This is a genomic window from Cupriavidus sp. GW822-FHT02D05, assembly GCF_058802485.1.
This window is the reverse complement of record NZ_JBXAOE010000015.1, coordinates 198,212-220,200: the sequence shown is the minus strand read 5'-3', so window position 1 is coordinate 220,200 and position 21,989 is coordinate 198,212. Positions and strand designations below refer to the sequence as shown.

The 21,989-nt window shown below is 66.9% G+C and carries 18 protein-coding genes; 12 read left to right on the top strand and 6 right to left on the bottom strand.

Annotation, left to right across the window (positions count from 1 at the left end):
• Nucleotides 1-278 precede the first annotated feature (278 nt).
• A complete protein-coding gene (alaS, locus tag AC1RQK_RS21300; RefSeq protein ID WP_492810982.1) occupies nucleotides 279-2,903 on the bottom strand; it encodes an alanine--tRNA ligase in 2,625 nt (874 codons plus the stop codon).
• Between the two features lie 332 nt (nucleotides 2,904-3,235).
• Between alaS and AC1RQK_RS21295 the strand changes: the two genes are divergently transcribed.
• From AC1RQK_RS21295 to AC1RQK_RS21285, 3 genes are all read left to right on the top strand, one after another.
• Nucleotides 3,236-4,456 (top strand): CaiB/BaiF CoA transferase family protein, encoded by a 1,221-nt coding sequence (locus AC1RQK_RS21295; protein WP_253928722.1) that lies wholly within the window; start codon nucleotides 3,236-3,238, stop codon nucleotides 4,454-4,456.
• A gap of 159 nt (nucleotides 4,457-4,615) precedes the next feature.
• Entirely contained in the window at nucleotides 4,616-5,071 is a 456-nt protein-coding gene (locus AC1RQK_RS21290) for a DUF2214 family protein (protein ID WP_150984164.1), read from the top strand.
• Between the two features lie 76 nt (nucleotides 5,072-5,147).
• Entirely contained in the window at nucleotides 5,148-6,182 is a 1,035-nt protein-coding gene (locus AC1RQK_RS21285; RefSeq protein ID WP_492375177.1) for a tripartite tricarboxylate transporter substrate binding protein, read from the top strand.
• Between the two features lie 241 nt (nucleotides 6,183-6,423).
• Here the strand turns inward: AC1RQK_RS21285 and AC1RQK_RS21280 are convergent, their stop codons facing one another.
• Nucleotides 6,424-8,115, bottom strand: a complete 1,692-nt coding sequence (locus AC1RQK_RS21280; protein ID WP_492810979.1) for a potassium/proton antiporter — start codon at nucleotides 8,113-8,115, stop codon at nucleotides 6,424-6,426.
• 346 nt (nucleotides 8,116-8,461) lie between these two features.
• On the opposite strand from AC1RQK_RS21280, the gene AC1RQK_RS21275 reads away from it, so the two are divergent.
• Nucleotides 8,462-8,923: a tripartite tricarboxylate transporter TctB family protein gene (locus AC1RQK_RS21275; RefSeq protein WP_043348382.1), complete on the top strand. Its 462-nt coding sequence runs from the start codon at nucleotides 8,462-8,464 to the stop codon at nucleotides 8,921-8,923.
• A 12-nt stretch (nucleotides 8,924-8,935) separates the two neighbouring features.
• Complete coding sequence (locus AC1RQK_RS21270) at nucleotides 8,936-10,438, top strand: tripartite tricarboxylate transporter permease (RefSeq protein WP_174422528.1); 1,503 nt, start codon at nucleotides 8,936-8,938, stop codon at nucleotides 10,436-10,438.
• Between the two features lie 61 nt (nucleotides 10,439-10,499).
• On the opposite strand, the gene AC1RQK_RS21265 is transcribed toward AC1RQK_RS21270, so the two are convergent.
• From AC1RQK_RS21265 to AC1RQK_RS21255, 3 genes are all read right to left on the bottom strand, one after another.
• A complete protein-coding gene (locus AC1RQK_RS21265) occupies nucleotides 10,500-11,126 on the bottom strand; it encodes an NAD(P)H-dependent oxidoreductase (RefSeq protein WP_492375110.1) in 627 nt (208 codons plus the stop codon).
• A 60-nt stretch (nucleotides 11,127-11,186) separates the two neighbouring features.
• Entirely contained in the window at nucleotides 11,187-11,597 is a 411-nt protein-coding gene (locus AC1RQK_RS21260) for a MerR family transcriptional regulator (RefSeq protein WP_492375109.1), read from the bottom strand.
• A 150-nt stretch (nucleotides 11,598-11,747) separates the two neighbouring features.
• On the bottom strand, nucleotides 11,748-12,665 hold the full coding sequence (locus AC1RQK_RS21255) for a LysR substrate-binding domain-containing protein (RefSeq protein ID WP_492375108.1): 918 nt from the start codon (nucleotides 12,663-12,665) through the stop codon (nucleotides 11,748-11,750).
• Nucleotides 12,666-12,909: 244 nt separating this feature from the next.
• Between AC1RQK_RS21255 and AC1RQK_RS21250 the strand changes: the two genes are divergently transcribed.
• The 6 genes from AC1RQK_RS21250 (at nucleotide 12,910) to AC1RQK_RS21225 (ending at nucleotide 18,500) form a co-directional block, all read left to right on the top strand.
• Complete coding sequence (locus AC1RQK_RS21250) at nucleotides 12,910-13,887, top strand: Bug family tripartite tricarboxylate transporter substrate binding protein (RefSeq protein WP_150984157.1); 978 nt, start codon at nucleotides 12,910-12,912, stop codon at nucleotides 13,885-13,887.
• 70 nt (nucleotides 13,888-13,957) lie between these two features.
• On the top strand, nucleotides 13,958-15,583 hold the full coding sequence (gene ggt, locus AC1RQK_RS21245; protein ID WP_492810975.1) for a gamma-glutamyltransferase: 1,626 nt from the start codon (nucleotides 13,958-13,960) through the stop codon (nucleotides 15,581-15,583).
• A 171-nt stretch (nucleotides 15,584-15,754) separates the two neighbouring features.
• The gene (locus AC1RQK_RS21240) at nucleotides 15,755-16,153 is read left to right on the top strand and encodes a thiol-disulfide oxidoreductase DCC family protein (RefSeq protein ID WP_492375106.1); all 399 of its coding nucleotides are present in this window, start codon (nucleotides 15,755-15,757) and stop codon (nucleotides 16,151-16,153) included.
• A gap of 120 nt (nucleotides 16,154-16,273) precedes the next feature.
• Complete coding sequence (locus tag AC1RQK_RS21235; RefSeq protein ID WP_492375112.1) at nucleotides 16,274-17,134, top strand: PhzF family phenazine biosynthesis protein; 861 nt, start codon at nucleotides 16,274-16,276, stop codon at nucleotides 17,132-17,134.
• A 96-nt stretch (nucleotides 17,135-17,230) separates the two neighbouring features.
• Nucleotides 17,231-17,878 (top strand): pyridoxamine 5'-phosphate oxidase family protein, encoded by a 648-nt coding sequence (locus tag AC1RQK_RS21230; protein WP_492810973.1) that lies wholly within the window; start codon nucleotides 17,231-17,233, stop codon nucleotides 17,876-17,878.
• Between the two features lie 4 nt (nucleotides 17,879-17,882).
• Complete coding sequence (locus AC1RQK_RS21225; RefSeq protein ID WP_492810971.1) at nucleotides 17,883-18,500, top strand: FMN-binding negative transcriptional regulator; 618 nt, start codon at nucleotides 17,883-17,885, stop codon at nucleotides 18,498-18,500.
• Nucleotides 18,501-18,553: 53 nt separating this feature from the next.
• Here AC1RQK_RS21225 and AC1RQK_RS21220 read toward each other — a convergent pair whose 3' ends face one another.
• Complete coding sequence (locus tag AC1RQK_RS21220) at nucleotides 18,554-19,993, bottom strand: CoA transferase (RefSeq protein WP_492375103.1); 1,440 nt, start codon at nucleotides 19,991-19,993, stop codon at nucleotides 18,554-18,556.
• Between the two features lie 214 nt (nucleotides 19,994-20,207).
• Between AC1RQK_RS21220 and AC1RQK_RS21215 the strand changes: the two genes are divergently transcribed.
• Entirely contained in the window at nucleotides 20,208-21,986 is a 1,779-nt protein-coding gene (locus AC1RQK_RS21215; RefSeq protein WP_492375102.1) for a glutamine--tRNA ligase/YqeY domain fusion protein, read from the top strand.
• Nucleotides 21,987-21,989 lie beyond the last annotated feature (3 nt).

Sequence of the window (21,989 nt, the reverse complement as noted above, 5' to 3'; positions counted from 1 at the left end):
TCGAACTTGGGCTTTCGCCCAGGGCTTGGGGCCATCGATCTGAGGCTTCCAGGACATATTTTCCGACATACAAGGGGCTGGGGGAGAGGGCGGGTGCTCGTCACGCCGTCATGCTGGAAACAACCATGGGCTTCGCTTCAAGTGGCCCCTAGCTAAGCCACCCCTCACCCCGGCCCTCTCCCCCTGAGGGGAGAGGGAGAGACAGCCGTCGTCATGGCACGCGGCTTTGGCCCATTCCTCGGCTTCGGCGAATGCCTCAGATCTGCCTCAGACCTGCCTCAAACCTTGCCCGCGACCCACTCGCCGACACCTGCCAGCGCCTTGGGCAGGTTGGCCGGCTCCGTGCCGCCAGCTTGCGCCATATCCGGACGGCCGCCGCCCTTGCCGCCGACCTGCTGCGCGACAAAGTTGACCAGCTCGCCGGCCTTGACCTTGGCGGTGGCATCGGCGGTCACCCCAGCGATCAGGCTGACCTTGCCGTCGGCCACCGCGCCTAGCACGATGGCCGCGGTGCCCAGCTTGTCCTTGAGCTTGTCCATGGTTTCGCGCAGCGTCTTGACGTCGGCGCCGTCGAGCTGTGCGGCCAGCACCTTGATGCCCTTGACGTCGATGGCCTGCGCCGCCAGCTCGTCGCCTTGCGAAGCAGCCAGCTTGCTCTTGAGGCGCTCCAGTTCCTTCTCCAGCGCGCGCACTTGTTCCTGCACCTGCCCGATACGCGGCACCAGTTCGGACGGCTGCGCCTTGAGCGCGGCGGCGGCTTCGTTCAGCTTGGCGTCCAGTGCTTGCAGGTAATGCAGCGCGTTGTCGCCGGTGATGGCTTCGACGCGGCGGATGCCCGCTGCCACGCCGCTTTCCACCACGATCTTGAACACACCGATATCGCCGGTGCGGGTCACGTGGGTGCCGCCGCACAGTTCCTTGGAGCTGCCGATCGACAGCACGCGCACGTCGTCGGCGTACTTCTCGCCGAACAGCGCCATCGCGCCGCTCTTGACCGCGTCGTCGAAGGGCATGACTTCAGCACCGGTAGCTGCGTTCTGCAGGATCTCGGCGTTGACGATCTCCTCGACGCGACGGATCTGCTCGTCGGTCATCGGCGCGTTGTGCGAGAAGTCAAAGCGGGTCTTGTCCGCGTCGACCAGCGAGCCCTTCTGCTGCACGTGGCTGCCCAGCACTTCACGCAATGCCTTGTGCATCAGGTGGGTGGCCGAGTGGTTGCGCACGGTGCGCGCGCGGCGCTGCGCATCCACCTGCGCGGTGACGCTGTCGCCCACCTTGAGCGCGCCGCCCGCCAGCGTGCCCTGGTGGCCGAACACATCGGCCTGCACCTTGGTGGTATCGACCACGCTGAACACGGCGCTGCCGCTCTTCAGTTCGCCCTGGTCGCCGGCCTGGCCGCCAGACTCGGCGTAGAACGGCGTGTTATCCAGCACGATCACGCCGGTCTGGCCGGGCTGCATCGTGTCGACGGATGCGCCGTCCACATACAGCGCGGTGATCTTCGCACCGTCCACGCCCAGCTTTTCGTAGCCGTGGAAGGTGGTCTTGTCGCCCTTGTACTCCAGGCCGGCCGCCATCTTGAACTTGCCGGCGGCGCGGGCCTGCTCGCGCTGGCGGTTCATGGCCGCGTCGAAGGCGGCTTCGTCCACCGTCATTTCCTGCTCGCGGCACACGTCCTGCGTCAGGTCCAGCGGGAAGCCAAAGGTGTCGTGCAGCTTGAAGGCAAGTTCGCCGTCGAGCACGGTACCGCCCTTGGCCTTGACGTCGGCCAGTGCCGAGTCAAGGATGGACATGCCGTTCTCGATGGTTTCGAAGAAGCGTTCCTCTTCTGCCTTGAGCACCTCCACGACGCGCGATTCGGCGTCGGACAGTTCCGGATAGGCTTCGCCCATCTGACCCACCAGATCGCCCACCAGCTTGTGGAAGAACGGGGTCTTGCGGCCCAGCTTGTAGCCGTGGCGGATGGCGCGGCGGATGATACGGCGCAGCACGTAGCCGCGGCCTTCATTGCCGGGGATCACACCGTCGACGATCAGGAAGGAGCACGCGCGGATGTGGTCGGCGATGACCTTCAGCGAGTTGTTGTTGAGATCGGTGGTGCCGGTCTCGCGCGCAGCGCCCTTGATCAGTGCCTGGAACAGGTCGATCTCATAGTTGCTGTGCACGTGCTGCAGCACCGCGGCGATGCGCTCCAGGCCCATGCCGGTGTCGACGCAGGGCTTGGGCAGGCGCGGCATATTGCCTTGCTCGTCCCGGTTGAACTGCATGAATACCAGGTTCCAGATCTCGATGTAGCGGTCGCCGTCTTCCTCGGGAGATCCCGGGGGGCCGCCCCACACGTCGGGGCCGTGGTCGTAGAAGATTTCCGAGCACGGTCCGCAGGGGCCGGTGTCGGCCATCTGCCAGAAGTTGTCGGAGGCGTAGCGCGCGCCCTTGTTGTCGCCGATGCGCACGATGCGCTCGGGCGGCACGCCGACTTCCTTGGCCCAGATGTCATAGGCTTCGTCGTCTTCCGCGTACACCGTGACCCACAGCTTTTCGGCCGGCAGCTGGTAGACCTTGGTCAGCAGCTCCCACGCGTACTGGATCGCCTCGCGCTTGAAATAGTCGCCAAACGAGAAGTTGCCGAGCATTTCAAAGAAGGTGTGGTGACGCGCGGTGTAACCCACGTTCTCCAGGTCGTTGTGCTTGCCGCCGGCGCGCACCGAGCGCTGCGACGAGGTCGCGCGGGTGTACGGGCGCTTGTCGGTGCCCAGGAACACGTCCTTGAACTGCACCATGCCGGAGTTGGTAAACAGCAACGTCGGATCGTTCCCCGGCACCAGGCTGGACGAGCGGACCACGGTATGGCCCTTCGATTCGAAGTACTGCAGGAACTTGCTGCGGATGTCGGAGACTTTCATGTTCTGGGCAAGGGCGTCCCACGTCGTGGCAGGGCGCTGTCGGTCAAGATGGTTTTGCAAACCGTTGATTATACGGGGAAGCCTGAGCGCGCGGCATTCCGCCGGGGATTCGCCTTGCGCCGCCCGCAATACCGCGCGCCGCCGCGATCCGGGCCGGCCGCGATGTGCGCCCGGCGGCCTGCCGGTGGTAAAGTGCTGGCTGTCCCAGCCGGACGCCCCCGAGCCTGGTTTCGCGCCAGCCTCCGATTGCCCTGCAAGCCGCCACCCAGACCAGACGGCGGGGCCGCCCGGCCTTCCCTCGCCCACCCCTTGCCGGATCCGCAATACACCCCATGGGAGCTTTAAGCCACCTCCGCGTCCTCGACCTGACCCGCGTTCTCGCCGGGCCATGGTGCGCCCAGAACCTTGCCGACTTCGGCGCCGACGTGATCAAGATCGAGCGCCCCGGCGCCGGCGACGATACCCGCACCTGGGGCCCGCCCTGGCTGCAGGACGGCGAAGGCCGCGATACCGCGGAAGCTGCCTATTACCTGGCCGCCAACCGCAACAAGCGCTCGGTGACCTGCGATATCAGCACGCCCGAGGGCCAGGAACTGGTGCGCGCGCTGGCCGCCCAGAGCGATGTGGTGCTGGAGAACTACAAGGTCGGCCAGCTGAAGAAGTACGGGCTGGACTACGACTCCCTCAAGGCGATCAAGCCGGGCCTGATCTATTGCTCGGTGACCGGCTTCGGCCAGACCGGCCCCTACGCGGCGCGCCCGGGCTACGACTTCATCATCCAGGGCATGGGCGGCTTCATGAGCCTGACCGGCGAGCGCGACGACCTGCCCGGCGGCGGCCCGCAGAAGGCCGGCGTGGCCATCTCCGACCTGATGACCGGGCAGTACGCCACCATCGCCGTGCTGGCCGCGCTGGCCCACCGCGAGCGCACCGGCGAAGGCCAGTACATCGACATGGCCCTGCTCGACGTGCAGGTGGCCATGCTGGCCAACATGAACACCAACTACCTGGCCAGCGGCGAAGCGCCCAGGCGCTGGGGCAACGCGCACCCCAATATCGTCCCCTACCAGACCTTCCAGGCGGCCGACGGCTGGATCATCGTGGCGGTGGGCAACGACGGCCAGTTCCGCAAGTTCGTCGTTGCCGGCGGGCGCCCCGAACTGGCCGACGACCCGCGCTTCGCCACCAACCCGCAGCGGGTTGCGCATCGCGATGTGCTGGTGCCGATCCTCGCCGACATGGTCAAGCCGCGCACCCGCGCCCAGTGGATCCTCGACCTGGAAGCCGCCGGCGTGCCCTGCGGCCCGATCAACACGCTGGACGACGTGTTCGAGGATGCCCAGGTCAAGGCGCGCGGCCTGCGCGTGGACCTGCCGCACCCGAGCGCCGGCGAGGTCAAGCTGGTGGGCAGCCCGATCAAGATGAGCGCGACGCCGCCCGAGGCCGTGCGCCACCCGCCGCTGCTGGGCGAGCACACCGACGCGGTGCTTGGCGACATGCTGGGCTACACGCCGGAGCAGATAGCCGCGCTGCGCGCCAAGGGCGTGCTGTAAGGTGCTGGCCGCCTGTGTGCCTGCAGTGGCGGCGCGCGGGCGGCGAGCCGGAGTTTGTCGTCGTTGTTCCCATAACCGTTGCCGTAGCGAGAAAAAGCAAGAACCCTGACACCGCGCGCGCCGGCGTACGGCGCATGCCTGACCACAAAAGGAGTTTGGATGCTGACCGACGCCCTGCTGGCCTTCCTGCACTACACCTTCATCTTCCTGCTGATCGCCCTGATGACCGCCGAGGCGGTCGTGCTGCGCCCCGGCATGACGCCGCCCGTGCTCAAGCGCCTGTCGATCTACGACCTGCTCTACTTCCTCACTGCCATGGCGGTGCTGGCAACCGGCCTGCTGCGGCTGTTCTACGGCGCCAAGGGCGCACAGTTCTACCTGCACAACCCGTGGTTCCACGCCAAGATCACCGTGTTCGTGGTGATCGCCCTGTGCTCGCTGCCGCCCACCTTCGCCATCCAGCGGTGGCGCCGCCAGGCGCGCAGCTTGCCGGACTTCGTGCCCATGCCCGCCGAACTGAAGTCCGCGCGGCGCTGGGTCATGATCCAGGCCCACCTGCTGATCCTGCTGCCGCTGTGCGCGGTAATGATGGCGCGCGGCATCGGCATGAAATAGGCCGCAGCGCTCTCGCCGCCAGATGCCCCAGGGCGCCTGGCGCACCCAGATTCCCGATCCAACCCGACGTATCTCCATGCTAAAGAAAAAACTCGCCGCGGCGCTGCTCGCCGCCGCCCTGCCCGCTATCGGCACCCTTATCGCATTTAGCGCCTTTAGCGCCGCGCCGGCTTCCGCAGCGGCAGCCGCCTACCCGACCAAGCCGCTCAAGTTCGTCGTGCCCTACCCGGCCGGCGGCCCGCTGGACACGGTGGCGCGCGCTATCGGCGACAAGCTCAAGGACAGCCTGGGCCAGCCCGTGGTGGTGGAAAACCGCCCGGGCGCCGGCGGCAATATCGGCGCCGACTACGTGGCCAAGCAGCCGGCCGACGGTTACACCATCGTGATGGGCGCCGTGGCCACCCACGCCATCAACCCCAGCCTCTTCGCCAAGATGCCGTACGACCCGGTGAAGGACTTCAGCCCGATCACGCTGGTGGCCGACGTGCCCAACGTACTCGTCATGCATCCCGGCAAGGCTGCCGAACTGCATATCAACAATGTGCGTGAGCTGGTGGAATACGCGCGCAAGAACCCCGGCAAGCTGGACTACGCCTCGGGCGGCAACGGCAGCGCGGGACATTTGTCGGGCGAGCTGTTCAAGAGCATGGCCAAGGTCAGCATGGTCCACATCCCCTACAACGGCGCCTCGCCTGCGCAGCTGTCGGTGCTGTCCGGCCAGACCGACATGATCTTCGATAACCTCGCCTCCGCGGCGGCCAACATCAAGGCCGGCAAGCTCAAGGCGTTCGCCGTCACCACCGCCACCCGCGCCGCCGCCCTGCCCGAGCTGCCCACTATCGCGGAAGCCGGCAAGGGGCTCGGCCTGGAAGGCTTCGACATTTCCACGTGGTTCGGGGTGTTCGCCCCGGCCAACACCCCGAAAGAGATCGTCGACCGCCTCAACCACGAGATCGTCGCCATTCTCAAGACCGACGACATGAAGGCAAAGCTGGCCCGCATCGGCGCCCAGCCGGCACCAACCACGCCGGAGCAGTTCGGCGCACTGGTGCAGCGCGAACTGAAGAAGTACGCGCAGATCGTGAAGGTGTCGGGCGCCAAGGTGGATTGATCCGCCTCGAGACATTTGCCGAAGCCGCCAGCCGGGCCAAAGCCGCGCGCCATGACGACGGCTGTCTCTCCCTCGCCCCTCAGGGGGAGAGGGCCGGGGAGAGGGGTGGCTTAGCTAGGAGCCACTTCAAGCTAAGCCCGTGGTTTTTTCCAGCACGCAGGCGCACCGAGCGCCCGCCCTCTCCCCCAGCCCCTCTCCCACAAGTGGGAGAGGGGAGACCACCGGCGCAAATCCTGCTTTGTCAGATCGCTCCCGGCTCCGCGCGCGGCAACAACAACCCCACCTGAATAATCCGCGGCCCATCCATCCGCGTCACCGTCAGCTTCAGCCCGGCGATCTCCACGGCATCACCCTCCACTGGTGGTGATGTAAAGGCCTCCTGCAAAGCGACCTCCAGTGTCCGTGCCGCCTCGGCAGGGCTCAACTCCCGCGTCCCGTAAAGCCCCGCCACATCCCGCAGCATGGCCTCCCCGGACAGCAGGAAATCATGGCTAGCCTTGCCCCAGGCAGGTGCCGGCCCAGGCCGATGGAACAACAGCGCCAGCATCGGCACGCTGGTCCCCGGCGCCAGAATCGACACCATGTCCCCAGCCCGCAGCACGGTCAGCAGCCGGCAACGGGGCGGCAACTCGAGCTGGTCGGCGCGCAGGTTTTCAATCGGCGAATCAGCCTCGACCCTGAACTGCATCACCTCCAGCGCCGGCGCATGGGTGCCCTGCAGCCGCGAGCGGGCCACGGGCTCCGGATAGGCGGGACGCAGCACGCGCGCCAGCCGCGCCGCCAGCGGCACGGTGGTGCCCTGCAGCAGCAGGCTGGTCAGCACCACCGCAAAGGCGATGCGAAACAGCAAGCCGGAATCAGGCATGCCCTGCAGCATGGGAAACAGTGCCAGCACGATAGGCACCGCCCCACGCAAGCCCATCCAGGCCACGAAGCCCTTCTCCCGGGCGCTGAAACGAAACGGCAGCAGCGCCAGCCAGACCGCCGCCGGGCGCGCCACCAGCATCAGGAATGCCGCCACCGCCACCGCCGGCAGCGCCACTTCCCAGATCCGGTGCGGCGCCACCAGCAGGCCAAGCAGCAGGAACATCGCGGACTGCGACAGCCAGGCCATGCCATCCATCGCCCGCATGGTGTCGGGGCCTACCGCGCGGTCGCGGTTGCCCACCAGGATGCCGGTCAGGTAGACGGCCAGGAAGCCGCTGCCGCCCGCCGTCTGCACGATGGCGAACACCATGGCGCCGCCCGAGCACAGCAGGATGGCCTGCAGGCCTTCGGCTACGCGGATGCGCTCCATTACGTTGGCCATGCAGTAGCCCAGGCCTAATCCGAGCAATCCGCCGACCCCGAACTGCACCACCAGGCGCCACAACAGCGCGCCGGGGCTCAGGCCCGCGGGCGCGGCGATCCAGTCGATCAGGGTGAGGGTCAGGAAGATGGCCATCGGGTCGTTGATGCCGGATTCGATTTCCAGCACGCTCGCCACCCGCTCCTTGAGCCGGATGCCGCTGGTATTGAGCAGCGAGAACACCGCCGCGGCATCGGTCGAGCCGACGATGGCGCCCAGCAGCAGGCCCAGCTTCCAGTCGATCTCCAGCACCCAGGCGGCAAACAGGCCCACCAGGCCGGTCGTGACCAGCACGCCGACGGTCGCCAGCGACAGCGAGGGTTTCAGCGCCACCCGGAAGGTGGCCAGCCGGGTGCGCAAGCCACCATCGAGCAGGATCACCGCCAGCGCGAGATTGCCGACCAGGAAGCTCAGCCAGGTATTGGAGAAGCGGATGCCGCCGGGGCCATCCACGCCGGCCAGCATGCCGACCGATAAAAAGACAAGCAGGAAAGGCACGCCCGCGCGCGCCGAGAAGGCGCCCACCACAATGCCCAGCGACATCACGACGGCGCCGATCAGGATGACATGGTCAATGCTTTCCAAAACGGCTTTCCCTTTTCCCTTTTCCCTTTTCATGCCGTGCCGCATCGGCCACGGGCTGCGCACGCATCGGCAACGGCAGTGCAGCCGTCGATGATAGCGCAGCCCTATGACCACTCTGCCGCGCAGACGTGAAAGCGGCACCCGGCAACGAAGCAAGCGGCCCCTGGATGTCTCCTAGGGAGATACCCGCAGATTGACCATTTTTGCAGACATCTGAAAGGTAGCTGAAAGGTCTTCCCCTTAATTTCCTCCCTGCCAGCGGCGGGACGGTTGCGCGCGCGCTTTTGACGCACCGCAACATCCTTAGCCGCACGGATTTCAAGCAGTTTTTTCGAGGAGAATCATTTTGCGCATTCGTAGCCAAAAGGACTTTGCCTCCGGCCTGATGTTCATCCTGGTCGGATTCAGCTTTTCCTGGGTCGCACGCGGGTATTCCATGGGTACTGCCGCGAAGATGGGCCCCGGGTATTTCCCGTTCTGGCTCGGCATCGTGCTCGCCTTGCTGGGCGCGCTGGTGCTGTGGAGTTCCCTGTCCGCCAAGAAGGAAGAAGACCAGCTCGCACGCTGGGACATCAAGACCTTGCTGTGGATCCTGGGTTCGGTGGTGCTGTTCGGCCTGATGCTCAAGCCGCTGGGCATGGTGCTGTCGGTGCTGGTGCTGGTGCTGGTGTCGTCGATGGCCAGCCATGAATTCAGCTGGAAGGGTGCCGTTGTCAACGCCATCGTCCTGGTGATCATCAGCCTGGGCGCCTTCGTCTACGGCATCAATCTTCAGATGCCGGTGTGGCCGGCATTCTTGGCAGGATAAGGAGACGGCCATATGGAACTACTAGCCAACCTGGGCCTGGGCTTCTCGACCGCCCTGACCCTGCAAAACCTCGCATACGCCTTCCTGGGCTGCGTGCTGGGCACCCTGATCGGCGTGCTGCCGGGCCTGGGGCCTCTGGCCACCATCGCCATGCTGCTGCCGGTGACCTACACGCTGCCGCCGGTGGCCGCGCTCATCATGCTGGCCGGTATTTACTACGGCGCCCAGTACGGTGGCTCCACCACCGCCATTCTGGTCAACCTGCCGGGTGAATCGTCGTCGGTGGTGACTACCATCGATGGCTACCAGATGGCCAGGCGAGGGCGAGCGGGGGTGGCGTTAGCCACCGCCGGCCTAGGCTCGTTCTTCGCCGGCTGCGTGGCAACCCTGATCCTGGCCGCGTTCGCAGCGCCGCTGTCGGAACTGGCGTTCAAGTTCGGCCCTGCCGAGTACTTCTCGCTGATGGTGCTGGGCCTGATCGGCGCCGTGGTGCTGGCTTCGGGCTCGCTGGTCAAGGCCATCGCCATGATCGTGCTGGGCCTGCTGCTGGGCCTGGTCGGCACCGACGTGAACTCGGGTGCAGCGCGCTTCTCGTTCGACGTGCCTGAGCTGACCGACGGACTGAACTTCGTCTCGGTCGCCATGGGTGTGTTCGGCTTCGCGGAAATCATCGCGAACCTGGAACAAAAAGATGCCCGCGAAACCTTCACGGACCACATCACCAACCTGTTCCCGACCAAGGAAGACTTCAAGCGCATGATCCCGGCAGTGCTTCGCGGCACGTTCCTGGGCTCCGCGCTGGGCATCCTGCCGGGCGGCGGTGCGGCGCTGGCTTCGTTTGCAGCCTACTCGCTGGAAAAGAAGACCTCGAAGTTCTCGCATGAGTTCGGCAAGGGCGCCATCGAAGGCGTGGCGGGTCCGGAATCGGCCAACAACGCCGCGGCGCAGACCTCCTTCATCCCGCTGCTCACGCTGGGCATTCCGCCCAACGCCGTGATGGCGCTGATGGTGGGCGCAATGACCATCCACAACATCCAGCCGGGCCCGCAGGTCATGACCAGCAACCCCGCGCTGTTCTGGGGCCTGATCGCCTCGATGTGGATCGGCAACTTCATGCTGATCATCCTGAACCTGCCGCTGATCGGGATCTGGGTCAAGCTGCTCAAGGTGCCTTACCGCTACCTGTACCCGGCCATCCTGGTGTTCTGCTGCATCGGCGTGTACTCGGTCCAGAACACCACGTTCGACGTGTTCCAGACCGCGGCCTTCGGCGTGATCGGCTACCTGTTCATCAAGCTCAAGTGCGAGCCGGCGCCGTTGCTGCTGGGCTTCGTGCTGGGGCCGATGATGGAAGAGAATTTCCGCCGCTCCCTGCTGCTGTCGCGCGGCGAGTTCAGCGTGTTCCTGACCCGCCCGCTGTCGCTCGGCCTGCTGATCGCAGCCGCCGTGCTGGTCCTGATCGTGGCACTGCCGTCGATCAAGAACAAGCGCGAAGAAGCTTTCCAGGAAGAATAAGAGAGCAAGTCCCGCGGCCGGTATCCGTGCCGGCCGCGAGCGACGATGCCAGAGAAGACCCTCAAGGTGCCGCAAGGCACCTTTTTTCATGCCTTGCCCGCTGCGGCGCCCGGATGCTGGCGGCGAGCGCGCCGGCTCGCGCCAGCCAGGCATCCCTCTGCCCGGGCTGCGAGCCCAGTACCGGGCCGAACGCCATGGTGCTGACCGGCTTGATCCCGCAGAACTCCAGCGTGGTATTGCGCATCTGGCGGATGCCCGGCATGCGGTAGATCCATTTGAAATACCAGGGCGGCGTATCCATGGTCACCAGCAGATGCGCCGAGCGGCCCTTCAGGAGCTGCTCGGGAAACGCTTTGCCGGCGCGGTACTTGAAGGCGAAGCCGGGCAGCAACACGCGGTCCAGGAAACCCTTGAGCAAGGCGGGCGGGCCGCCCCACCAGATCGGGAAGACGAAGGCAAGGTGTCCCGCCCAGGCCATGGCTTCCTGTGCCTCGACCAGATCGGGCTCGAGGCCCTGGATGGCGTTGTAGCCCGCATGCAGGATGGGATCGAACTTCAGCACATCCAGCCTGAGCAGCCGGACCTCGTGCCCCGCGGCTTCGGCGCAGGCCGCATAGGTCCTGGCGATGGCGCCGCACAAGCCATGGTTAGAAGGGTGACCCATGATCACCAGTACTCGCTGCCGCATCGCGACGCTCTCCAAAAAAGGTTGACGCCGCGAGGGTAAGGCTTGCCCCTTGAGGCAGAGTCAAGGCTGCGGGCACGCCATTGCGTCGTGCGGCGGATCGCTAGCCGCTTCGCGCGCTTCGCCACGGCCAAGGCACGCACGGATTTCCGCGCCGATCTCGCCAAGCTCTGCGTCCAGCTTGCGCAACCTGTGGATTTCTTCGCGCAGGCTCGCGCGCTTGCTGTCGACCTGCTGCACGAGCCGGTGCCAGTCCGGCTCCCCCGCGCCCGCATCCATCACCGGGAGCAGCTCGGCCAGGCGAAAGCCCAGGGCCTGCGCCTGCCGGATCAACCCGACCTGCCTGACTGCGTCGTCCGCGTAGACGCGGTATGAGCCGGCGCGCGTGACCTGCCCTAGCAAGCCAAGCGATTCGTAGTGGCGGATCGCCTTCGGCGACGCGCCCGTGCGCCTGGCAATTTCTCCGATGAACATCCCCGTTCCTCCTTGCATTGGTATTGGTACGAAAGCACGAAACGCCAGTGGCATCCGGCGGCTTGCCCTGGCTTGGCTTATGGCGCGAACCTTGGGCGCGAACCTTGCCGCAAGCGCCTCAAAGGGTAAGGCTTGCCCTTAGGGGCAGAGTCAAGCCCCCCCGAGGTGCCTTTCGCCAGTGCCAGGGGCATCGAACAGGCCTGCGCAGGCGTCCCGCACGGCTGCCGTGACGTGGCGGCGCGCCTGGTCGCGCCGCTCCAGCATGCCGATGGTGCGCAGCACCGGCGCGCCGCCGATTTCCAGCGGCAGGATGCGCAGCGCTTCGTCCTCCAGCCAGCGCGCACGCTGCAGCAACGGCACCACGGTCACGCCGACCTGCTGACGCACCAGTTCGACGAGCGCCTCGATCGAGTTCAGCTCGAGGAACTCATTGACGCGCAGATGCGCGCGGCGCAGCGCCCGCGCAACCAGCATGCCGGTGCGCTGGCCGCGGTCGAAACGCAGGAAGGGGTTGGCCGCCAGCGCTTCGCGCGCGTTCGCGCCCAGGCTGTCGCGCCCGGCAATCGCCACCAGCGGCTCCTGGTAAAGCGGCGTCCACACCAATGTGCCGGGCAGGCGGCCCGCCCCTTCCACCAGCATCGCCGCGTCCAGCTCACCGGACTCCACCTGCGCCGCCAGTTCGATCGACTTGGCGCTGACCAGGCGCACGTCCAGCGCCGGGTATTCGCGCTTCATGCGCGCCACCACATGCGACAGGCCGCCCATGACCGACACCACCGCGCCCACCGCTACCGCGCCGGCCATCGCGTCCGGCGCTTCCGGGGGCAAGCGCATCTCGTCGTAGAGCGCGAGCATGCGGCGCGCCTGCGGCAACAGCTCGCGCCCACCGGCATTGAGCGCCACCACCCGGCCGCCCCGGTCGAACAGTTCGCGGCGCAGTTCCATCTCCAGCGCGCGCATCTGCAGGCTGACCGCGGCCTGGGTCAGGGCGACTCGCTCGGAGGCGGCGGCAAAGGAGCCGTGGTCGGCCACGGCAACGAAGGTGCGCAGGAAACGGATGGTGCTCATGGGGAGAACGTCATGATGTGTGGCTTGGTGTGTCGCTTGGTGCGTGGCTTGGCGTATGTCTTATTCGGCGCACTAATACTTAAGAGAACCTTTAGACATAAGAAAGAAATATTAGCTTTCATTATGATGACCTGCACGGAATAATTGATCCGCAGCACCGCCTGGCAGCATCCGCGGCGGGGTGTGTTGCCCGAGGGCCGGCCCCGGCCTGCGTTTGCCTTGCTTCCCCGATCCGGAGATCACCATGAAACACTGGCTGCGCCTCTTTGGCACGAGCCTCGCCACGGGACTTGCGCTGAGCGCCGTCCCGGCACTCGCCGACACCTACCCGAACAAGCCGATCCGCCTGATCGTACCGTTCCCGGCCAGCGGCGCGACCGATTTGCTGGCTCGCGCCATCGCGCAGAAAGTGGGCACCAACATGGGCCAGCAGATCGTGGTCGACAACCGGCCCGGCGCTGGCGGCGCCATCGGCTCCGACATGGCCGCCAAGGCCCCGGCCGACGGCTACACGCTGCTGATCGCCACTACCAGCACGCATTCGATCGGGCCGTACATCAACACGCGCCTGCCGTACAACACCGAGACCGACTTCACGCCGATCGGCCAGGTGGCCATCGCCACCAACGTGCTGGTGGTGCCGAACAGCCTGCCGGTGAAGAACGTCAAGGAGCTGATCGACTACGCCAAGAAGCATCCGGGCGAGCTGAACTACGCGTCCAGCGGCAATGGCACCGTGGTGCACCTGACCGCCGAAGCCTTCAAGGCGCAGGCTGGCGTATTCATCACGCACATCCCGTATCGCGGCACCGCGCTGGCCGTGCCCGACCTGATCTCCAACAAGGTGCAGATCCTGTTCGACAGCATCGTCTCGGGCCTGCCGCACGTGAAAGACGGCAAGCTCAAGGCGCTGGCCGTGACCAGCCTGAAGCGCTCGCCGCTGGCGCCCGAGATCCCGACCGCCAGCGAGTCCGGCCTGCCCGGCTTCGAGTCCGATACCTGGTTCGGCATCTATGGCCCCAAGCAGATGCCGGCCGAGCTGGTGAACCGCCTCAACGCCGAGTTCAACAAGGCGATCCAGGCGCCCGACGTGAAGGAGCGCCTGGGCAAGCTGGGCGCGGAACCCGTTGGCGGCACGCCGGCCCAGTTCGCCGCTATGGTCAAGAAGGACAGCGCGCGCTGGGGTAAGCTGATCAAGGATCGCAAGATCACCGTGGAATAACGTACGAACGCTGGCAAGCCCGCCGCGGCATTGCGGCTAAGCGCTGCCAGCGCATCGAACCGAGACAAGCATGCAGAACTTCAACTGGACCAATCCCTACCCTTCCGTGCGCATCCCGCTGTTCGCGCGCAACGTGGTGTCCACCTCGCACCCGCTGGCGGCGCAGGCCGGCCTGCGCATGCTGCTCAAGGGCGGCAACGCCGTCGATGCAGCCATCGCCGCGGCGGCGGCCATCACCATTGTCGAGCCGGTCTCGTGCGGCCTGGGCAGCGACGCTTTCGCAATCCTGTGGGACGGCAAGGAAATGCATGGCCTGAACGCTTCGGGCGTGGCGCCGGCGGCATGGAACCCTGAGTATTTCAAGAGCAAGTACGGCACGGACGCCAACGGCATCGCCAAGCGCCCCGTGCGCGGCTGGGACGCCGTCACCGTGCCGGGCGTGATCGCCGGCTGGGCCGCGCTGCACGAGCGCTTTGGCAAGCTGCCCTTTGCCGAGCTGATGGAGCCCGCCATCGAGATCGCCGAGCGCGGCTATGCCGTGCCGCCGGTGGTGGCGCACAAATGGGCCGCCGCCGTGCCGGAACTCAAGGACCAGCCTGGCTACGCCGAGGCCTTCATGCCCAATGGGCGCGCACCCAACGTGGGCGAGAAGTTCACGCTCAAGGCTGCCGCCGACACGCTGCGCAAGATCGGCGCCAGCAATGGCCGCGCCTACTACGAAGGCGAGATCGCCGAGAAGATCGTCGCCTTCAGCAAGGAATGCGGCGGCGCCATGACGGCCGACGACCTGCGCAACTACAAGCCGGACTGGGTCAAGCCGATCAGCAAGGCCTATCGCGGCTACGAGCTGCACGAGATCCCGCCGAATGGCCAGGGCATCGCCGCGCTGGTGGCGCTGGGCATCCTGGACCAGTTCGACATGGCCGCGCTGCCGGTGGATTCGGTCGAGTCGCAGCATCTGCAGATCGAGGCAATGAAGCTGGCTTTTGCCGATCTCTACCGCTACGTGGCCGACCCTGGCAGCATGGAAGTCACGCCCGAGCAGATGCTGGACGACGCATACCTGAAGTCGCGCGCCAAGCTGATCGACATGGAGCGCGCCACGCACTTCGATTTCGGCATGCCCAAGGTCGGCGGCACCATCTACCTGACCGCCGCCGACGAGAACGGCATGATGATCTCGTTCATCCAGTCGAACTACATGGGCTTCGGCTCCGGCGTGGTCGTGCCGGGCACCGGCATCAGCCTGCAGAACCGCGGCGTGGGCTTCTCGATGGACCCGAAATCCCCCAACGTGGTGGCCGGCGGCAAGCGCCCCTTCCACACCATCATCCCGGCCTTCCTGACCAAGGACGGCCAGCCGGTGATGAGCTTCGGCGTGATGGGCGGCGACATGCAGCCGCAGGGCCATCTGCAGACCGTGGTGCGCATGGTGGACTACAACCAGCAGCCGCAGGCCGCCTGCTGCGCACCGCGCTGGAAGGTCAACCGCGACTTCACGCTGGACGTCGAATCCACCATGGATCCGGCGGTCGTTGCTGGCCTGAAGGCTCGCGGCCACCAGCTCAAGTCGGTCGACGACCCGTACATGGATTTCGGCTCGGGGCAGTTTATCTGGCGCCTGTCGGATGATGCCGAGCATGGCTATGTGGCCGCCAGCGACAGCCGGCGCGACGGGCAGGCCGTAGGGTTTTGAGTACCCATACGTAGTACTGGGAGCGCCCACCGCATGGTGGGCGTTTTTTTGCCTGTGCACTGTCAGCTCAGGTTGACTTGACGCGGCAAGCGATATCGCCTTTAATTTCTGCATTAACAGAAATTACTGACAAAACGCAAAGCAGATCGCACCGCGCGAGGAGAGCATGACATGAGCACGCCCGCACTGACGCTGTTCTTCGACGGCAGTTGCCCGCTCTGCGCCGCCGAAATGCGGCGCATGGCCAGGCTCGACCGCCACGGCCGGCTGGGATACCTCGACATGCGCGGCGAGGGCTTCGATCCCGCGGCCTATGGCACCACCTTCGCCGCCATGGATACGGCACTGCATGGCGTGCGCGCCGACGGCCAATTGCTGGTTGGCATCGACTGCATCGCCGAGAGCTATGCGCTGATCGGCCTGGGCTGGCTGGTGTGGCCGCTCAGGCTGCAGGCTACCCGCCCGGCGTGGCAGCACCTCTACCGCTGGTTTGCGCGCAACCGCTATCGCGCCAGCCGGCTGCTGGGCTACGGCTGCGCGGACGGCATCTGCACGCCGGGCCGGCGCTAAGCCGGGCGCCTCATCCGACTGTCTGCAACTGGCCTGCTTGCCATGGCGACGACTGTGCATGGTGTGCGCCGCGTAGGGCACTACACTGAGGCCTTCACCTTTGCCTTCGCCCCGGCCGCCATGACCACCTACGCTTTCCGCCTGCTCAACGTCTTCGCCGAATCCACCTTCGGCGGCAATCCCCTGTGCGTGTTCGAGGATGCGCGCGGGCTCGATACGGCCACCATGCAGGCCCTGGCACTGCAGTTCAACCTGTCCGAAACCACCTTCATCCTCCCCTCCGAGCAGGCCAGCGCGCACGTCCGGATTTTCACCACGGGCTACGAGATGCCCTTTGCCGGCCATCCCACGCTGGGCACCGCCCATGTGGTGCGCGACCTGGCCACTACCGGCGACGCGCTCACGCTGGAGTTCAAGGCGGGCGTGGTGCCGGTGACCGCGCAGGGCGACGTGTGGACCTTCACCGCGCCGCATGCGGGTGCGCCCAGGACCGCGCCGGCGGGCCTGCCGGACGCGCAGATGGCATCGCTGCTCGGGCTCGCCGAGACCGACCTGCTGGCGGCGCCGATCTGGGTCGACACCGGCGCCGACCAATTGATGGTGGCCGTGAAGAGCGTGGATGCCGTGCGCCGCGCGCAGCCTGACAGCGCACGCCTGGCATCCTGGCCGCAGAGCAGCCTGGGCCGCAAGACGGCTTACGTCTTCGCGTTCGACCCGACCCGGCCGGGCCAGGTGGTGTCGCGCTATTTCTTCACCAAGCAAGGTGGTGGCGTGGCCGAGGACCCGGGCACCGGTTCGGCCTGCGCCAACCTGGGCGGCTGGCTGATCGCCAACGACCACGCGCTGCCGGCCGCCTACCAGGTCTCGCAGGGCGAGGCGGTCGACCGGCCGTGCACGCTGCGCCTGGAGGTCACCGGCGAGCAGGCCATCCGCGTGGGCGGGCGCGTGATCGAGCTGGGACGCGGCACCATCAACCTGTAACACGCAGGACTGCGGCGTCAACGCGACAAAGGGCGCGCTACTGCGTTACAGTGAGCGTCTGCTAGGTCTTCCCAACGCCCTGACGAGCGCCCCCACATGCGCCACCCACATGCGCCAACCGACATGACCACGCCGCACGCCCTGACCACGCTGGCCGAGCTGGAGGCCCACTACGCCGAAGCCGGCGAAGCCTCGCTCGCCAAGGAAGTCGACTATCTGCACCCGCACTACCGTGCCTTCGTCGAGGCCGCCCCGCTCTGCCTGCTGTCCACTGTGGGCGGCGAGTACGCGGAAGTCTCCCCGCGCGGCGATGCGCCGGGCTTTGTGCAGGTGCTGGATGAGCGCACGCTGCTGCTGCCGGACCGGCGCGGCAACAACCGCCTGGACAGCCTGCGCAACATCATCGCCGACCCGCGCGTGGGCCTGCTGTTCCTGATACCGGGCGTCAACGAGACCATCCGCGTGGCGGGCACTGCCCATGTCTCGGTGGACCCGGCGCTGATCGCGCGCTGCATGGTGGATGGCAAGGCGCCGGCCACCGTGCTGGTGATTTCGATCCAGTCGGTGTTCTTCCAGTGCGCCCGCGCGCTGGTGCGCTCCAAGCTGTGGGCCCCGGAAACACAGGTGGCGCGCAGCAGCCTGCCGAGCAACGGCACCATCCTCGCCGCCGTGAGCCAGGCGCCCTTCGACGGCGCCGCCTACGACGAGTCGCAGCCCGCGCGGATGAAGCAAACCCTGTATTGATCCCATGTACACGCCATCCCACTTCGCCAGCATCGAAAGCGACGCCATCGACGAGGTCATGCGCCGCTACCCCTTTGCCACGCTGGTCGGCAACGACGCCGACGGGCTGCCGTTCGCCACCCACCTGCCGGTGGTGGCCCAGCGCAGCGGCGACGCCTGGCAGATCGAAGGCCATATGGCGCGTGCCAACCCGCACTGGCGCTGGCTGGAGCAGACGCCAAGCGCCCTGCTGGTGTTCCAGGGGCCGCATGGCTATGTGTCGCCATCGTTGTACGAACAAAAGCTGTCGGTGCCGACCTGGAACTACGTGGCCGTGCATGTGTACGCAGAGATCGCCACCATCCATGACGCCGGCGCCAAGGATGCGCTGCTCAAGCGGTTGATCGCGCAGAACGAGCCCGGCTACGCTGCACAGTGGCGTGCGCTGCCGGAGGATTTCCAGCAGAAAATGCTGGGCGCCATCGTGGGCCTGCGCATCGTGCCCACGCGCATCGAAGCCAAGTTCAAGCTCAGCCAGAACCGCCCGGAGGGCGACCGCGTCCGCATTCTCGCGGCCCAGCGGGAAGGCAACCCCATCGAGCGCGACATGGCGGACTGGATGGCGCGCATGACTGGCGCCTGAAGAACGCCCGAAGCCCCCCTCACGGCCAGCTTCGAACCCAGCCCATGCGCTGCTCAGGCGCGCGGCAGCCACTCAGGCGCATGCGTGCCCAGGGGCACCGACGGCAGCGCCCAGTACGCGGGCGTCTCGGACAAGCGTCCCGCGTGCGACACCGCGCGCAGTTCGCCAAAGCCCGACGGCAACGTCACCAGCAGGTCTTCCACGTCCTCAAAGCACTGGTCCGGCGCCTGCAACCCGCCCTCGACCCGGCCCAGGCCGCGCAACCACTGGCCTACCTGCGCCAGCGACACCCGCACATGCCAGCTGCCGCCCTCGGCCACACGGCGATGCAGCCCGGCCATGGCGCCCAGCGCCAGCAGGTAGCCAGCCGCATGATCCAGCACTTGCGCCGGCAGCGGCAGTGGCTCCTCGCTGCGCGCCGCGAACGCCTCGGCCTGATTGAAACCGCTGGCAGTCTGCACCAGCGAATCGAAGCCGCGCTTGCCAGCCCAGGGGCCCACATGTCCATAGGCACTTAGCGTCACATAGACAATGCCCGGGCGGGCGCGGGCCACCGCCTCCGGCCCCACCCCCAACTCCGCCAGCCCCTGCGGGCGATAGCCCTGGATCAGCACGTCGGCGCCGTGCAGCAGCTTGTGCAGCGCGCGCTTGTCGTCGGGGTCGCGCAGGTCCAGCTGGCAGGCGCGCTTGCCGCGCCCGGTGTCGATCACCAGCGGGGCGATGCTGGGCAGGTGGGCCGCGCTCACCTGCAGCACATCGGCTCCGTGCGCGGCCAGCGTGCGTCCGGCTACCGGCCCGGCGATGACGCGGGTGAAATCCAGCACGCGCACGCCGCACAGCGGGCGCGCGCCGGCCGCGGGCAGCGCGGCAAGCGGCTGCGGCGGCGCTTCGCCGATGCGCTCGATGGTCAGTGGCGGCATGCCGTGCAACGCCTGCCCCTGCGGATGGCGGTCCCACTCGTCGAAGCTGCGCAGGGCGGCCACGACCAGGCCGGCCTCGGAGGCCGTGGCCTCGAAGGCCTCGGCGTCCCATTTCTGCAAGGATGAGCGCACCGCGGCGGGATCGTGCGGGCAGCCCAGGATGCGCAGCACGCCGTCCCGATGATGGGGAAAATTGGCATGCACGCGTACCCAGCGGCCGTCGCCGCAGCGGTACAGGCCAGACACCTTGTCGCGGAACTCCGGCGCGGGCTCGCCGCCCACGCGCAGGTAGCGCTCGCTGCGGAACTCGGCCACGGCGTGGCGCATGTCGACGGCCACGTCCTGCCAGCGCCCGCTGCGCTGCTGCCACAGCATGGCGGCGGCCAGCGCCGACGCGCCCAGGCTGGCCTGGGCGGCCGTGCCCACGGCGAACGACGACGGCAGCACCGGATCGGCACCGCTGAGCTGCAGCCGGTCCAGGGCTGCGGCTGGCAGCCCGGCGGCCAGCCAGAGCCCGGCGACGGCCTCCAGCGGGGTTGGGCGGGTGGCTTGGGAAATCGTTGGCGTCGGCATGGCGGCAAGGCTCCACAGGGCGGGTGCGCTCTCTCCATCCTAGGCCGTGCCGGGTGTTTTTGCGCCCGTGCGCGGAGTTTGCACGACTCTGGTCCCCGGCACGGTAAAATCACCCGATCCGGCATTCCGCCATGCAATCGAGCAGCGCGGCAGGCTGCGCGCCAGACTCCGGCCGCCGCCCCGCCTCCTGACTTAACCGCCCACCGGCGCCACCATGAGCAACGACCCCAAAGCCAACGACAGCACGACCGCCGCATCCAATTTCCTGCGCAGCATCATCGACCAGGACCTCACCGCCGGCACCTACGCCGGCCGCCAGGATGCCCAGGGCGAGCCGTTGCCCCCCGTCATCACCCGCTTCCCGCCGGAGCCCAATGGCTACCTGCATATCGGCCACGCCAAGAGCATCTGCGTGAACTTCGGCATGGCGCGCGATTTCGGCGGCCGCTGCCACCTGCGCTTCGACGACACCAACCCGGTCAAGGAAGACACCGAATACGTCGATTCCATCATCGACGCGGTGCACTGGCTCGGCTTCAGCTGGGACACCACGGCCAAGGACGGCAGCAAGCAGCCGCACCTGTATTACGCCAGCGACTACTTCGACCAGCTCTACGCCTTCGCCGAAAAGCTGATCGAGCGCGGCGTCGCCTACGTGGATAGCCAAAGCGCCGAGCAGATCGCCACCAACCGCGGCGACTTCTCCCGCCCGGGCACGCCTTCGCCGTACCGTGACCGCAGCGTCGAGGAAAACCTGCAGTTGTTCCGCGACATGCGCGACGACAAGTACGCCGACGGCGAGCACGTGCTGCGCGCCAAGATCGACATGAACGCGCCCAACATCGTGATGCGCGATCCGGTGATCTACCGGATCCGCCACGCGCATCACCACCGCACGGGCGACAAGTGGTGCATCTACCCGATGTACGACTTCACCCACTGCATCTCGGACGCGCTGGAAAACATCACACATTCGCTGTGCACGCTGGAGTTCGAGAACAACCGCCCGCTGTACGACTGGGTGCTGGCGCAGCTGCGCGAATGCGGCGTGTTCAGCGAGCCGCTGCCGCACCAGTATGAGTTCGCCCGCCTGAACCTGACCTACGCCATCACCAGCAAGCGCAAGTTGCTGCAACTGGTCACTGAAAACCGCGTGGACGGCTGGGACGATCCGCGCATGCCTACCATCGTGGGCGTGCGCCGCCGCGGCTTTACGCCCGAATCGATCCAGTTGTTCTGCGAGCGCATCGGCGTGGCCAAGTCCGATAGCTGGATCGACATGAGCACGCTGGAAGGCGCCGTGCGCGACGACCTCGACGCGCGCGCCGCGCGTGGCGCCGCCGTGCTGGACCCGCTCAAGCTGATCCTGGACAACTACCCCGAAGGCCAGAGCGACGACTGCACGGCGCCGGTGCATCCGAAGAAGCCGGAGCTCGGCATGCGCGTCTTCCCGCTCACGCGCGAGCTGTGGATCGAGCGCGACGACTTCAGCGAAGCGCCGCCCAAGGGCTACTTCCGCCTGTTCGCGCCCAAGGAGGACGGCACCCCGGGCAGCAAGGTGCGCCTGCGCCACGGCTACGTGATCGAATGCACGGGCGTGGACCGCGACGCCGACGGCAAGGTCATCGCCGTGCACGCCAACTACCTGCCCGAGACCCGCAGCGGCACGCCGGGCGCGGACAGCGTCAAGGTCAAGGGCAACATCCATTGGGTCAGTGTGGCGCATGCCTATGAAGCCGAAGTGCGGCTGTATGACCGCCTCTTCAACGACCCGAACCCGGACGCCGGCGGCAAGAACTTCCTCGACGCGCTGAACCCGGACTCGAAGAAGATCGTCACGGCCTACCTGGAACCCGGCCTGGCGCAAGCCGCTCCGGAGGATCGCTTCCAGTTCGAGCGCCAGGGTTACTTCGTCGCCGACCGCGTGGATTCGAAGCCGGGCAAGCCGGTCTTCAACCGCATCGTCGGGCTGCGCGACAGCTGGGGGAAATAGGCC